This is a genomic window from Nonomuraea sp. NPDC051191, assembly GCF_044455665.1.
Lineage (GTDB): Bacteria > Actinomycetota > Actinomycetes > Streptosporangiales > Streptosporangiaceae > Nonomuraea.
Genome location: NZ_JBITEZ010000014.1, coordinates 164,019 through 177,732, shown reverse-complemented (window position 1 = coordinate 177,732; position 13,714 = coordinate 164,019). Strand labels below are relative to the sequence as shown.

At 72.0% G+C, this 13,714-nt stretch carries 13 protein-coding genes; 8 read left to right on the top strand and 5 right to left on the bottom strand.

Features of this window, described 5'->3' with window-relative positions; genetic code table 11:
• Nucleotides 1–13: 13 nt before the first annotated feature.
• The 3 genes from ACIA8R_RS36800 to ACIA8R_RS36790 form a co-directional block, all read right to left on the bottom strand.
• Entirely contained in the window at nt 14–1,669 is a 1,656-nt protein-coding gene (locus ACIA8R_RS36800) for an RNA polymerase sigma factor (protein ID WP_397042313.1), read from the bottom strand.
• Nucleotides 1,670–1,911: 242 nt separating this feature from the next.
• Nucleotides 1,912–4,002, bottom strand: coding sequence for a SpoIIE family protein phosphatase (locus tag ACIA8R_RS36795; RefSeq protein ID WP_364090663.1), 2,091 nt, complete (start codon nt 4,000–4,002; stop codon nt 1,912–1,914).
• Between the two features lie 206 nt (nt 4,003–4,208).
• On the bottom strand, nt 4,209–4,778 hold the full coding sequence (locus tag ACIA8R_RS36790; protein ID WP_357698569.1) for an HhH-GPD-type base excision DNA repair protein: 570 nt from the start codon (nt 4,776–4,778) through the stop codon (nt 4,209–4,211).
• Between the two features lie 141 nt (nt 4,779–4,919).
• Between ACIA8R_RS36790 and ACIA8R_RS36785 the strand changes: the two genes are divergently transcribed.
• The 6 genes from ACIA8R_RS36785 to ACIA8R_RS36760 all read left to right on the top strand — a co-directional run bounded on the left by ACIA8R_RS36785 (nt 4,920) and on the right by ACIA8R_RS36760 (nt 9,773).
• Nucleotides 4,920–5,144: a hypothetical protein gene (locus ACIA8R_RS36785; protein ID WP_357698572.1), complete on the top strand. Its 225-nt coding sequence runs from the start codon at nt 4,920–4,922 to the stop codon at nt 5,142–5,144.
• Between the two features lie 141 nt (nt 5,145–5,285).
• Nucleotides 5,286–6,776 (top strand): hypothetical protein, encoded by a 1,491-nt coding sequence (locus tag ACIA8R_RS36780; RefSeq protein ID WP_364091049.1) that lies wholly within the window; start codon nt 5,286–5,288, stop codon nt 6,774–6,776.
• Nucleotides 6,777–6,787: 11 nt separating this feature from the next.
• Nucleotides 6,788–7,558 carry a thioesterase family protein gene (locus ACIA8R_RS36775; protein ID WP_397042312.1) on the top strand — a complete coding sequence of 257 codons (771 nt, stop codon included), beginning with the start codon at nt 6,788–6,790 and terminating at the stop codon, nt 7,556–7,558.
• Nucleotides 7,559–7,579: 21 nt separating this feature from the next.
• Entirely contained in the window at nt 7,580–8,335 is a 756-nt protein-coding gene (locus ACIA8R_RS36770) for a LamB/YcsF family protein (protein WP_397042311.1), read from the top strand.
• A complete protein-coding gene (locus ACIA8R_RS36765; RefSeq protein WP_397042310.1) occupies nt 8,332–8,943 on the top strand; it encodes an allophanate hydrolase subunit 1 in 612 nt (203 codons plus the stop codon). The genes ACIA8R_RS36770 and ACIA8R_RS36765 overlap by 4 nt, the downstream gene beginning before the upstream one ends.
• On the top strand, nt 8,940–9,773 hold the full coding sequence (locus ACIA8R_RS36760; protein WP_357698584.1) for a biotin-dependent carboxyltransferase family protein: 834 nt from the start codon (nt 8,940–8,942) through the stop codon (nt 9,771–9,773). Before ACIA8R_RS36765 ends, ACIA8R_RS36760 begins: the two co-directional genes overlap by 4 nt.
• Here the strand turns inward: ACIA8R_RS36760 and ACIA8R_RS36755 are convergent.
• Nucleotides 9,751–10,566, bottom strand: coding sequence for a PhzF family phenazine biosynthesis protein (locus ACIA8R_RS36755; RefSeq protein WP_364090681.1), 816 nt, complete (start codon nt 10,564–10,566; stop codon nt 9,751–9,753). The two genes, ACIA8R_RS36760 and ACIA8R_RS36755, sit on opposite strands and share 23 nt — an antisense overlap.
• Before the next feature lie 60 nt (nt 10,567–10,626).
• On the opposite strand from ACIA8R_RS36755, the gene sthA reads away from it, so the two are divergent.
• Nucleotides 10,627–12,042, top strand: a complete 1,416-nt coding sequence (sthA, locus tag ACIA8R_RS36750) for a Si-specific NAD(P)(+) transhydrogenase (RefSeq protein WP_397042309.1) — start codon at nt 10,627–10,629, stop codon at nt 12,040–12,042.
• A gap of 51 nt (nt 12,043–12,093) precedes the next feature.
• Complete coding sequence (locus tag ACIA8R_RS36745) at nt 12,094–13,032, top strand: DMT family transporter (protein ID WP_397042308.1); 939 nt, start codon at nt 12,094–12,096, stop codon at nt 13,030–13,032.
• Here the strand turns inward: ACIA8R_RS36745 and ACIA8R_RS36740 are convergent.
• Complete coding sequence (locus ACIA8R_RS36740; RefSeq protein WP_397042307.1) at nt 13,018–13,710, bottom strand: DoxX family membrane protein; 693 nt, start codon at nt 13,708–13,710, stop codon at nt 13,018–13,020. The genes ACIA8R_RS36745 and ACIA8R_RS36740 overlap by 15 nt on opposite strands.
• Nucleotides 13,711–13,714 lie beyond the last annotated feature (4 nt).

The following is a 13,714-nucleotide window of genomic DNA, read 5'->3' as shown; positions in this document are numbered from 1 at the left end:
GACGAGGTGGCTCCTAGTCCAGGTAGTCGCGCAGGACCTGGGACCGGGACGGGTGACGCAGCTTGGACATGGTCTTCGACTCGATCTGGCGGATGCGCTCACGGGTGACCCCGTAAACCTTGCCGATCTCGTCGAGCGTCTTCGGCTGCCCGTCGGTGAGGCCGAACCGCATGGACACGACGCCCGCCTCCCGCTCCGACAACGTGTCGAGAACGGAGTGCAGCTGCTCCTGCAGCAGCGTGAAGCTGACGGCGTCGGCCGGCACGATGGCCTCGGAGTCCTCGATGAGGTCACCGAACTCGCTGTCGCCCTCCTCACCCAGCGGGGTGTGGAGGGAGATGGGCTCGCGGCCGTACTTCTGGACCTCGACGACCTTCTCGGGCGTCATGTCCAGCTCGCGGGCCAGCTCTTCCGGCGTGGGCTCGCGGCCGAGGTCCTGCAGCATCTGCCGCTGGACGCGGGCCAGCTTGTTGATCACTTCGACCATGTGGACCGGGATGCGGATGGTCCGCGCCTGGTCGGCCATGGCACGCGTGATCGCCTGCCGGATCCACCACGTGGCGTAGGTGGAGAACTTGTAGCCCTTGGTGTAGTCGAACTTCTCCACGGCCCTGATCAGGCCGAGGTTGCCCTCCTGGATCAGGTCGAGGAACAGCATGCCGCGCCCGGTGTAGCGCTTGGCCAGCGAGACCACGAGCCGGAGGTTGGCCTCCAGCAGGTGGTTCTTGGCCCGGCGGCCGTCTTCGGCGATCCATTCGAGCTCGGCCCGGACGTCGACCGGCAGGCTCTCGGTCTCGCCGCCGCCGAGCTGCTCCTCGGCGAACAGGCCCGCCTCGATGCGCTTGGCCAGCTCGACCTCCTGCTCGGCGTTGAGCAGGGGGACCTTGCCGATCTGCTTGAGGTAGTCCTTCACCGGGTCGGCGGTGGCGCCGGCGGCGGCCACCTGGGCGACCGGGGCGTCGTCGTCGTCGTCGGACAGGATGAGGACCTCGTCCTCGGTCTTGTCCGCGGTGGCGGCGGCGACGTCGGCGGCCTTGGGCTCGTCGTCGGAGTCGTCGTCGGAGTCGCCCTCGGAGTCGGAGTCGTCCTCGGCCACGATGTCGTCGTCGACCTCGATGTCCTCGAGGTCCTCCAGCTCCACGTCGCCGTCGAGCTCGAGATCGTCGTCGTCCGCGTCGGTCGCCTTGACGCCCTCGGGCGCCTTCGGCTTGGTCTCGGCAGGCCCAGCGCTGACTTCTGGCTTGGCCTTCTTGGCGGCGGCCGGAGCCGCCTTCTTGGGAGCGGGAGCGGCCTTCTTGGCCGGGGCCGGCTTCTTGGCCGGCTCGGCCTCAGCGGCGCCCACGACCGCGGTCACGGTCTCGGGCTGCTGCTCTTTGGCGGCCGCTGCCGTCTTGGTCTTGACGGGGGCAGCGGTGCGGCGCTTTGCTGGACCACGAGACTTCTTCGGCGCAGCCGAATCCGCGGCGGTCACCACCACGGTCACGCCCTCTTTGCTGAGGTTCCGCAAGAACGCGGCGGCGTGCGACATGGGGATGTCCGCCTCCTCGAAGGCCTGACGGACATCCTCAGACTCGAGGAAACCCTGCGAGCGCCCACGCTCGAGCAGTCGCTGAATGACGGGCTCGTTCAGCTCTTGTGGCTTCGAGCGAGTCGAACTTGCAGGCGACACGAACACCTCTCGAACGAACGCGTGGCGACAATGGACCCAGATGCCCGCTGGGGGCTGTTGCCTCTCTCGGAGATCGGTGAGGCCGTGCGAAGCGCGACGGACCCGACACAGCATTGTGGCACGACCCCGCACTCCATACGGCCACCTCCCGGCGGTTGTCCTCCACCCTAGGCCGACCAAGACAGTAGTGCGTACGTAAGCGGGGCACTGATACCCGAAAGCAACCGTTATGACTGTTTCATTCAGTCACTCTTCGTGGCCGGCGGAACGTGAATTGCGAGCGCGGTAACGTCATCATCCTGTTCATATCCCGACAACATCCGGTCAACCAGGAAGTCCAGCAACATGTGAGGACTACTCACCACCTCAGGCGGCGCTTCGGTCACAACACTGCAAATCTCTGCGAGACCGGCGTCAAGCCCACGCTTCCTGTTCTCCACGAGACCGTCTGAGTAGAGCACTGCGGTGTGTCCCGGGGGCACCACGAACCGGAACTGCCGGCGGCTGGTGGGCCAGCCCAGCGGCGTGCCGGGCTCGGCGTCGCACAGGATCGCCGTGCCCTGGGGCGAGACGAGGACGGGCGGCGGGTGGCCGGCCATGGCCAGCGTGCCCTCGCCGGTGACCGGCTCGACGACCATGTAGGCCAGCGTGGTGACCTGCTCCTCCTCTTCCGTGGCCTCGAAGACCCGGTCGAGGCCGGTGAGCACGGCCGCGGGCGGCGGGTTGGTGAGCGCCAGCGCCCGCATGGCGTTGCGGATGCGGCCCATGCCCGCCGCGGCCTTGACGCCCTTGCCCATGACGTCGCCGACGACGGCCGCGACCCGGCCGTCCTGCAGGACGAACGCGTCGTACCAGTCGCCGCCGACCTGGACGTGGCGGCTGCCCGAACGGAAGCGCTGGGCCAGCACCAGGCCCTTGACCACGGGCAGGCGGTCGGGCAGCAGGCTGCGCTGCAGCGTCTCGGCGGTGCGGTGCTCGCGCTCGAAGAGCGTGGCCCGCTCGACGGCCAGGGCGCACTGCCCGGCCAGGGCCTCCAGGAAGACGCCGTCCTCCTGGGAGATCTTCTGTGGGCGCGTGAACGAGAAGCGCAGCGCGCCGAGCGCCCGGCCGGCGGCCAGCAGCGGCAGGCCCACCCAGGCCCGCTCGTCGCCCTGGCTGATGAAGCCGGCCAGGGCCTCCTCGTCGTCGCCCGCCTCCAGCAACTGGGCCTTCAGCGACTCGGGCGACTCGGCGAAGACCGGACGGCGGCTGTTGACGGCCATCGTCATGACGTTGGAGTGCGACAGCGGGATCTCGTCGCCCGAGCCCTGAACCTCGGGGATGCCCTCGCCGTTGACCAGCTTGAGCGCGGCGCGGTCGGTGTCGAGCAGCGCCACGGCCGAGCGGTCGGCGGCCAGGGCGGTGCGGCCGACGTCGATGATGACCTGGACGACCTGCTCGACCGTGAGGGCCTCGGCCAGCTGGGCCGTGGCGCCCTGGAGCCGGGCGGTGCGCAGGGCGGCGGCGCCGAGCTGGTCGGTCAGCCTGCCGCGCATCTCCTCGGCCTCGCGCTGCGGGGTGACGTCGGTGTTGGCGCCGACCCACTCCACGACCCTGCCGTGCCTGATGATCGGCACCGCGCGCACCTCGAAGTGGCGGTAGCCGCTGGCCCGGGTGCGGACCCGGTAGTTCCACTCGAACATCGTGCGGCCGCGCAGCGCCTCGCGCCAGGCCTCCTCGGTCTGCTGGCGCTCCTCGGGGTGGACGACCTCCAGCCAGCCGTTGGCGAGGTACTCCTCCAGCCCCTGGCCGGTGATCGCGCGCCACTGGGGCGCGTCCTCGACGACGGCGCCCGTGGGCGAGGTGATCCAGACGAGCTGGGACTGCGCCTCGACCAGCGAGCGGTAGCGCTCCTCGCTGCGGCGCAGCGCCTCCTCGGTCTGCCTGCTCTCGGTCACGTCGAGGCCCACCAGCGCGATGGCGCGCAACTCGCCCGCCTCGTCGTGGACCGGCGAGAACGACAACGACCAGTGGCGGGTGTCACCCTCTGCGGAGCGCACCCGCACGCGGCCCTCGGTGACCGGCGCGTCGCTCTCGATGACGGCCTGGACGGCGTGGGTGATGATCTGGCTCAGGTCGGCCGCCAGCACCTCGACCGGCGCACGGCCCACCATGCGCTCTGCGGGCACGCTGACGACGTCGCTGAACACGTCGTTGACCCGCTGGACGCGGCCGTCGCCGTCGAAGAACGCGAAGGCGAACTCGGCCTCCGACAGCATGCCCTTGAACAGGGCGGAGTCTGAGATGTCCACATCCGACTCCCGGGGACGGGGAACGGAGGTCTCGGCGCTCATGGTCGGCACCTCCGTCGCGTGCCAGGGTCTCCCACGCGGCACATCTCCATAACTGTGTATCGGCGTAGCGCAGCTCCGGGCGACCGGATTCTGCAGTACATCATCGGCGATGGGCATGCGCTGACGGAAGCCCCCGCCGCCGCCCGGTCGCCATAAGGGTCAACGCATCCTGTCAAAGTCGCTCCACATTGCGCAGCAAGATCAGGTTACTCGCCCTTGGCCGCGCGCTTGGCCTCCTGCTTGGCGGCGCGCACCCGGCCCAGGCTGTCGGTGTCGACCACGTCGGCGACCGATCGGTATGACCCCTCCTCGCCGTAGAGTCCGGCCGCCTCACGCCAGCCTGACGGCTGGACCCCCAGCTGCTTGCCCAGCAATGCCAAAAAGATCTGGGCCTTCTGCTTGCCGTATCCCGGAAGGGCCTGCAGTCGTTTCAACAAGTCTTTCCCGTCGGCCGCGTCGCTCCAGATGCCCTCGGGCCGCCCGTCGTAGTGTTCGACGAGGTAGGCCGCGAGCTGCTGGACGCGGGCGGCCATCGACTTGGGGTAGCGGTGCACGGCCGGCTTCTGCGCGAGGAGCGCGGCGAACGCCTCGGGATCGCAGGCGGCGATCTCCTCGGCGGTCAGGTCGTGCCCCAGCCGCTCCGAGATGGTGTACGGCCCAGTGAACGCCCATTCCATGGGGATCTGCTGGTCGAGCAGCATGCCGACGAGCAGGGCGAGCGGGCTGCGGCCGAGGAGCTCGTCTGCCTCGTCCCGCTGGGCGAGCTGGATGCGCATGGAAACAGCTTTGCACGAGAAGCGAACACAGGCGCCGCAGAGCCTTGACACAAGGCCGAGAAAAGATGAAATGGGATCGCAAGTCACCCTGCATACGTTCCTGGGGGTTTGCTCCCGGGTCTCCAGAGGAATCTCACATCTATGCTCGCTCTGGCCACACGCTTCCTCAAGGAGCCGGTCAGTCTCCGGCTGGCCGAAGAGTTCCTGACCGTACCCGTGGACACCATCGACCGGTGCGTGGCCGACGTGTGCGCGTGCGCCGAGCATCTCGGCGTCCCGGCCACGCCCGAGGTCGTGGAACGCATCGCCCGCGAGCATCTGCTCGCCATCGTGAACTCCGCCCCGCCGCCCCGAAGTCCCCGCTGATCGCGGTTCCACCGATAACATCGGGGTCACCAGGCCGAGTTCTCTTCGCCGTTTGCGCCTGGAATACGAGAGAGTGAGGGCGTGCGCCGACACCGACGAGATCCCCGGGAGAGCAGCCCGCCCGACGACGTGTTCCAGGAGATGGTGCAGGCGGCCCGCGAGCTGCTCGCGGTGCGCAGCCCTCTCGACGCGGAGCTGATGGTCTCAGACATGATCGGGGCCTGGTGGGGCAGGCGGGTCAGGGGCGGTGACGTGGAGCAGGTCCTCGGTGAGGGCCTGGTCGACTACGCGGCCAAGGCCGGCACCCCGGCCTCCCTGACGCTGCTGGTGTGCCTGGCCTACCTGGGCACCGCCCGCCAGGGCGCCAAGGCCGAGGGCGCGGCGCTGGCGATGATGGAGTCGGGCGTGGCCCGGCCCGGATGGGCCGACAAGGTCGGCGCGGTCAAGCCCACCGGCTGCTACGTCTCCCGCGACGCCTACGGCGACCAGGACACGGTGATCTGCACGTTCGCCTATCGCTGGAACGAGGCATCGGTGCCCAGCGACCGGCACGCGCTGGTCGTGGTCGTCGACCACAACATGAGCGGGATGGCCCGCGACGCGTGGGTGTCCTCGCACGTCGACAACCTGCTGGAGCAGGCCAGGGCCGAGGCGGCGGGCAACCCGATGCTGCTGTTCGAGGAGATCCAGCCCGAGCAGGCCAGGGCGCTGCTGGAGTCGGCCATGAAGGCCACCAGGGAGCCCAAGACGCCGCCGCCGGTGAGCGAGAGCTACAGCGCCTACCACGCCTTCGCCCGGGCCCGGCTCAAGGCGCTGCCGCCGGGCCGCAAGCGTCCGGCGCCGCTGCACATCGAGGCGCCCTACAGCCGCGAGCGGCGGGCCATGCTGGCCGCCGAGTTCCTCGCCTCCGACGCGGCCGAGCACCTGTCGGACCCGTCGGCGGCCTCGCGCTGCGCCGACCACATCATCGACTACGGCTGCGAGCGCGACTTCAACCGGCCGCTGCGGGTCAGCCCGACCAAGTGCGAGACGTTCCTGCTCGACTGGCTGCCGCGCAAGGTGATGCTGAGCGTGGCCGAGCAGGAGGCGATGCCGCACGTGCTGTCGGCGTGGGTGCGCTTCGCCGCGCGCCGCACCGGGCTGCCCGAGCAGGGGCTCAAGGCCACGCTCGACGCGGTGTGGGAGGCCACGGGCAAGTTCCCCGAGGCCTACCGCGACCCGACGTCGTTCGGGCTCGACCGGCCGTTGCTGGAGCGGCTGCTGCCCGACGGCGACCTGTCGGCGCTGGCCAGGCGGGTGTTCGCGTTCCCGTATCTGCAGGGCCGGCACAACGGGATCGACCTCGACCGGCTCAACCCGGCCGACGAGGCCGACCGGCGCACGTTACTCGAGATCGACCACGACGGCGTGATCGACCAGGAGCACCTGGCCTGGCACGAGGAGATCGCGACCCGGCTGTGGGACGGCGACCCGCCGCAGCTGTGGGAGGCCGCCCAGCGCCTGCTCGACCTCGGCCACGACCGCCACGACGTGCTCCACGTGCTGATCGAGATCGCCGAGCGCATCGGCGGCGACCCCGACGAGCTGGCCGCGGCGCTCGACGACATCGCCGACATCCCCGACGAGATCTAGAGTTCGTCCCCATGTCGATGTACCGCAGGCTGGCCCATGGGCGATATCTGGCCTCCGAGCACACCCAGGGGCCGTGGGACCCGGGCACCCAGCACATGGGCCCGGTGGCCGCGCTGATCGCGCACGAGCTCGACCGCACCGCGCCGCGGCCCGGCCTGGCGCTGTCCAGGCTGGCGGTCGACGTGTTCGCCCCGGTCCCCGTCGCCGAGCTGGAGGTCGTCACCGACGTCGTCCGCGACGGCAAGCGGGTGCAGTGCCTGTCGGCGGCCGTGCTGTCCGGCGGGCGGGAGTACGCCAGGGCCACCGCGTGGCGCATCCGCGAGACGGACACGCCCGCCACCCCGGCCGCGCAGCCGCCCGCGCCCGTGCCGCCGCCCTCGCCAGAGCACGCGGAGTCCTACCTGGTGTCGGGCTTCGGCTACGGCAGGGCGTTCGACTGGCGGTTCGCCGCCGGCGGCCCGATGCTGACCGGCCCGGCCACGGTGTGGGGCAGGCTGACCGTGCCGCTGGTGGAGGGCGAGGAGATGACCCCGTTCGAGCGGCTGGCCGCGTTCGCCGACAGCGGCAACGGCGTGAGCCCGGCCGTCGACTTCGCCACCCACCTGTTCGTCAACGTCGACCTGACGATCTCGCTGTTCCGCACCCCGGTCGGCGAGTGGACCTGCATGGACGCGGCCACCGCGATCGGCCCGTCCGGCCGCGGCCTGACCCGGACCACCCTGTACGACGAGCGCGGCGAAGTCGGTGCGGCGACTCAGACGTTGTTCGTCGCGCCGAGGTAGCGCTGCCGCCATGATGGGGGGATGGCGATCGACCTCAACGCCGACCTCGGTGAGGGTTTCGGCATCTGGCGGCTCGGCGACGACCTCGCGCTGCTCGACATCGTCACCAGCGCGAACGTCGCCTGCGGCTTCCACGCGGGCGACCCCGTGACGATCAGGCGCACGTGCGCGGCGGCCGTCGACCGCGGCGTGTCGATCGGCGCGCAGGTGTCCTACCGCGACCTGGCCCACTTCGGCCGCAGGGAGATGGAGGTCGAGCCCGAGGAGCTGTGCGCCGAGGTGCTCTACCAGCTCGCCGCCGTCGACGGCATAGCCAGGGCGATGGGGGGCCGGGTGTCCTACGTCAAGCCGCACGGCGCCCTGTACAACCGCATCTGCCGCGACAAGGAGCAGGCGGCGGCGGTGATCGACGCGGTCGCCGACTACGACCCCTCGCTGCCGGTGCTGACGCTGCCGGTGTCGGTGGTGCACGAGGTGGCCGCGGCGGAGGGCGTCCCGACGGTGGGCGAGGGGTTCGCGGACCGGGCCTACACGGCGGCGGGGACGCTGGTGCCGCGGCGGGAGCCCGGGGCGGTCGTCCACGACGCGGCCGAGGTGACCGCGCGGGCCCGCCAGATGGCCCTGGAAGGCTCCGTGACGGCCGTCGACGGCAGTACGGTGTCGGTCGACGCCCGTTCGCTGTGCGTCCACGGAGACACGCCTGACGCCGTCGGGCTGGCCCGTGCGGTGCGCAACGACCTGCTGGCGGCCGGAGTGGTCCTGCAGGCGTTCGCGTGATCCGTACGGCGGGAGAGCACGCGCTGCTCGTCGAGACCGGGTCGCTGGCGGCCTCCCACCGGCTGGACGCGGCCCTGCGCGCCGACCGGCCCGAAGGGGTCGTGGAGATCGTGCCGGGGCCGGAGACCGTGCTCGTGGTGGCTCCCGGCGCGGACCGGGAGCGGTTGCGGGCCCGGCTGGCGGCCGTCGCCGGGCAGGTGGGCGGGCCGCCGGGGGACGCCGCGGCCGGGCCGGTGGTGACGATTCCCGTCGTCTATGACGGGGCCGACCTCGATTCCGTCGCGTCGCTGGCCGGGATCTCGGCCGAGGAGGTGGTCGCCCGGCACACCGGGCGCGAGCTGGTGGTCGGGTGGCTGGGGTTCGCCCCCGGGTTCGCCTATCTGACCGGGCTCGACCCGGTGCTGGAGCTGCCCCGGCTCGACACGCCGCGCACGTCGGTGCCGGCCGGGTCGGTGGCGGTCGCGGGGCCGTACTCGGCGGTCTACCCGACCGCCTCGCCCGGGGGGTGGCGGCTGCTGGGGCGCACGACCACGCGGGTGTGGGACGTGTCGGCCGATCCGCCGTCGCTGTTCCGGCCTGGGATGCGCGTGCGGTTCGAGCGAGCATGATCGAGGTGATCGCGCCGGGCCCGTACGCGACCGTCCAGGATCTGGGGCGACCCGGCCACGCCCACCTGGGGGTGCCGCGCTCGGGGGCGGCCGACGCGCCGAGCCTGCGGCTGGCCAACCGGCTGGTGGGCAACCGGGAGGACGCGGCGGGCGTCGAGGTGACGTTCGGCCAGGCGCGGCTGCGCTTCCGCGAGGGGGCGTGGGCGGCGCTGACCGGCGCTCCGGCGGGGGCGCGGATGGGGGTGCCGTTCTGGGTGCCGCCGGGGGGCGAGCTGCGGCTGGAGGCGCCGGAGTGGGGGCTGCGCACGTACGTGGCGGTGCGCGGCGGGATCGCGGTCGAGCCGGTGCTGGGCAGCCGGTCGACCGACTCGTTGTCGGGGCTCGGCCCCGAGCCGCTGCGGGCGGGGACGCTGCTGCCGGTGGGCGGGTTCGCCGTCGAGGACATCTCGGTGGACCTGGCGCCGCCGCCGGGGCCCGCGCCGGCCGTGCTGCGGGTGCTCGCCGGGCCGCGGGACGACTGGTTCGTCCCGGGGGCGCTGGAGGCGCTGTGCGGGGGGCCGTACGCGGTGAGCCAGGACAGCAACCGCGTCGGGGTGCGGCTGCGCGGGCCCGGGCTCGCGCGGGCCAGGCAGGGCGAGCTGCCGAGCGAGGGCATGGTCGCCGGGGCGGTGCAGGTGCCGCCGGACGGGCAGCCGATCGTGTTCCTCGCCGACCACCCGCCCACGGGCGGCTACCCGGTGATCGCGGTGGTGCGGCAGGCCGACCTGCCGGTCGCGGCGCAGCTCCGGCCCGGCGACGAGGTGCGCTTCACAACGCGACCCGGCCGCTGACGCAGGTGACCACCGCCCCGCCGACCCACACGTCCCGATCGTCGGCGGTGACACGCACACGCCCCGCCCGGCCGAGCGCGGTCCCCTGGCCCGCCGTGTACGGCGCCTTCACCCGTCCCGTACGCAGCAGGAACTGGGCCAGCGACGCGTGCAGGCTGCCGGTCACCGGGTCCTCGACGTCGGGGGCGAAGACGCGCACCTCGTAGGCGTACGGCGAGCCCTCCCGGCACGGCCCGGCCACGCCGACCATGTGCTCGATCGCGCCCGGCCGCAGCTCCAGCACCTCCTCGGCGGCGGCCAGCAGCACGACCACCCAGCCGGGCCCGTTGTCGGCCCACTCGACGGCCAGCATGCGGTCGCGTCCGATGCGCAGGCTCTCGGCGAGGCGCTCGGCGAGCTCCTCCTCCACCGGCCCCGACCGCACCAGCTCGGGGGCGGCGAAGGCGAGCCCCTCATCGGTCCTGCGCACCCGGATCAGCCCGGCGCCGCACTCCTGGACGACCTGCGCCTCGTCGCGCGGCCGCCCGCCCGCCTCCAGCCAGGCGTGGCAGGTGCCCAGCGTCGGGTGCCCGGCGAACGGCAGCTCGCCGCTCCCGGTGAAGATCCGGACCCGGTAGTCGGCCTCGGGCACGGTCGGCGGCAGCACGAACGTCGTCTCGGACAGGTTCGTCCAGGCGGCGAAGCGCTGCATCTCCTCGGTGTCCAGCCCCTGGCCGTCGAGCACGACCGCGAGCGGGTTGCCTCGATAGGGGACGGAGGTGAACACGTCGACCTGACGGAATGCACGTTGCATACGCGCAGTCTCGCCGACGGGGCTTCCGCCGGTAACCCCTGCGCGCCCACACTGGACCCTGTGGCGGACCATGTGGCGGATTACGACGTGTTGGTGCTCGGTTCCGGTCCCGGCGGGCAGAAGGCGGCCATCGCGGCGGCGAAGCTGGGCAGGCGGGTGGCCGTCGTCGAGAAGCGGAACATGATCGGCGGCGTCTGCATCAACACCGGCACGATCCCCTCCAAGACGCTGCGCGAGGCGGTCCTCTACCTCACGGGCCTGAACCAGCGCGAGCTGTACGGCGCCAGCTACCGCGTCAAGGACGAGATCACGGTCGCCGACCTCGGGATGCGCACCCAGCACGTGATCGGCCGCGAGGTCCAGGTGATCCGCAGCCAGCTCGCCCGCAACCACGTCACGGTCCTGCCCGGCACCGGACGTTTCCTCGACCCGCACACCGTCGGGATCAGCGGCGAGGAGGAGCGCAAGGTCACCGCGGACCGGATCGTGATCGCCACCGGCACCTCCCCCGCCCGCCCGGACAGCGTGCAGTTCGACGAGCGCACGGTCATCGACTCCGACGCGATCCTGCACCTGGACCGGGTGCCCGAGACCATGGTGGTCGTCGGCGCCGGGGTCATCGGCATCGAGTACGCCTCCATGTTCGCCGCCCTCGGCACCAAGGTGACCGTGGTCGAACGGCGTGAGCGCATGCTGGAGTTCTGCGACCTGGAGATCGTGGAGGCGCTCAAGTACCACCTGCGCGACCTGGCGGTGACCTTCCGCTTCGGCGAGCATGTCGCCGCCGTCGAACGCCGCCCGCGCGGCGCGCTGACCCTGCTGGAGAGCGGCAAGCGCATCCCCGCCGACTGCGTCATGTACTCGGCGGGCCGCCAGGGCAGGACGGCCGAGCTGAACCTGGAGGCCGCCGGGCTGGCCGCCGACGACCGCGGCAGGATCCGGGTGGACGAGCACTACGCCACGGCCGTGCCGCACATCTACGCGGTCGGGGACGTGATCGGCTTCCCCGCGCTGGCCGCCACCTCGATGGAGCAGGGCCGGGTGGCCGCCCAGCACGCCTGCGGAGAGCCCGTGGAGGAGCTGCGGGAGCTGCCGCCCATCGGCATCTACACCATCCCGGAGATCAGCTTCGTCGGGAAGTCGGAGGACGAGCTGACCCGCGACCGGATCCCGTTCGAGGTGGGCATCTCGCGCTACCGGGAGCTGGCCAGGGGGCAGATCATCGGCGACTCGTACGGGATGCTCAAGCTGCTGGTCTCCTCCGAGGACCGGCGGCTGCTGGGCGTGCACGTGTTCGGCACGGGCGCGACCGAGCTGGTGCACATCGGCCAGACGGTGATGGGCTGCGGCGGGACCGTCGACTACCTGGTCAACGCGGTGTTCAACTATCCGACGCTGGCGGAGTCGTACAAGGTGGCGGCGCTGGACGCGATGAACAAGATGCGGGTGGTGGCCCGGCTCACGGCCGACACGTGACCTTATCCCCGCACATTTCAGAAATGTCGGTCCTGGTCGCTACGCTCCTCGGTGGTTCATCTACGGGAGGCGTACGTGCGCAGCGAGGCCGCGGGGAGGTGGCTGCCCGCGTTCCTGCTGCTGGCCGCCATCTGGGGCAACAGTTTCTTCTTCATCAAGATCGCCGTGGGGGCGCTGCATCCGCTGCAGGTGTCGTTCGGCCGCATGGCGGTCGGCGCGGCCACCCTGCTGATCGCGCTCGCGGTCACCCGGCGAGCGCTCCCCCGCGACCCGCGGCTGTGGGGGCACTTCCAGATCGCCTCCGTCGTGCTCACCACGCTGCCCTTCACCCTGTTCGCCTACGGCGAGCAGTACGTCTCCTCGGTCGTCGCCGCCATCTGGAACGCCACCACGCCCCTGTGCACGCTGGCCTTCACCCTGGTGCTGCGCGCCGAACGGGCGACCGCCGCGCGGGCGGCCGGGCTCGGCCTCGGGTTCGCGGGCGTCATGGTGGTGCTCGGGGTGTGGCAGCCCATGGCGGGCGGGCAGCTCGGCGGCAGCCTGGCCTGCTTCGGCGCGGCGCTCTGCTACGGGATCGGCGGGGCGTACATGGGGCGGTTCATCACCGGGCGGCGTCCCGAGCCGCCGGTGGTGCTGGCCGCCGGGCAGCTCCTGACGGGCGCGGCCCAGCTCGCGGTGATCACGCTGGTGGCGGGCGTGCCGCTGGCGGACACCGCGGCGCCCGCCGAGGTCTGGTGGAGCATGCTGGGCCTCGGCGGGCTCGGCACGGGCGTGGCCTACCTGCTGCTGTACCGGGTGCAGACCATGGCGGGCGTGACGACGACCTCGACGGTGACGTACCTGCTGCCGGTGTTCGCGGTGATCTCGGGCGTGCTGCTGCTCGACGAGACGATCACCTGGAACCAGCCGGTGGGCGCGCTGGTCATCCTGCTGGCCATCGCGCTCACCCAGGGCGCGCTGCGCGTGCCCGCCCGCTCAGCCCTCCGATGAGGGACGCCGGCCGCGGGGCGCGGGCTTCTTGCGGCCGGCCACCAGCGTGTCGCCCGGGACCGGCGCCGGATCGGGCGCGGGCTCCTCGGCCGCCGGCGGCTTGACGGGCCGCGTACGGGGCCGGGGGTGCGGCGCGGTGTCCGCCATGGGCGAGGGGACGTCCTCGGCCCGCGGCGCGGCGTCCTCGGCCGGCTTCGACTGCCGCGCGGGCGCGTCGGAGTCGCGCAGCGAGGCGAGCACCCGGTCGGCCTCGGCGTCGGCGGCGAACTCGTCGGCCGCCTCCGACTCCCGCCTGCGGATCACGACCATGTGGTCGACCGACAGCCGCCCCGCGCCCACGACGGCGAGCAGGATGGAGGCCGTTCCGAGGAGGATCAGCTCGTTCAGGCTGATGAGGTTGAGCGGCGGGGCGACCAGGAAGACGCCGAGCGCCTCGGCGAACAGGATCAGCCCGGTGACGGCGACGCCCAGCCCGGCGATCAGCAGCGCGCCGCCGATCAGCTCGGTGAGCATGGTGACCGTGGCCCATGCGCCGGGTGCCGGGGCGCCCTGCTGGAGGAACTTCGCGCCGGTGGCGGTGAGCCCGTCCTCCAGCTTGGTCCAGCCGTTGGCGAAGAAGATGCCGCCCACCCCGACGCGGGCGACTAAGGCGGCGACATCACGCAGGGCCTGTTTCACGGTA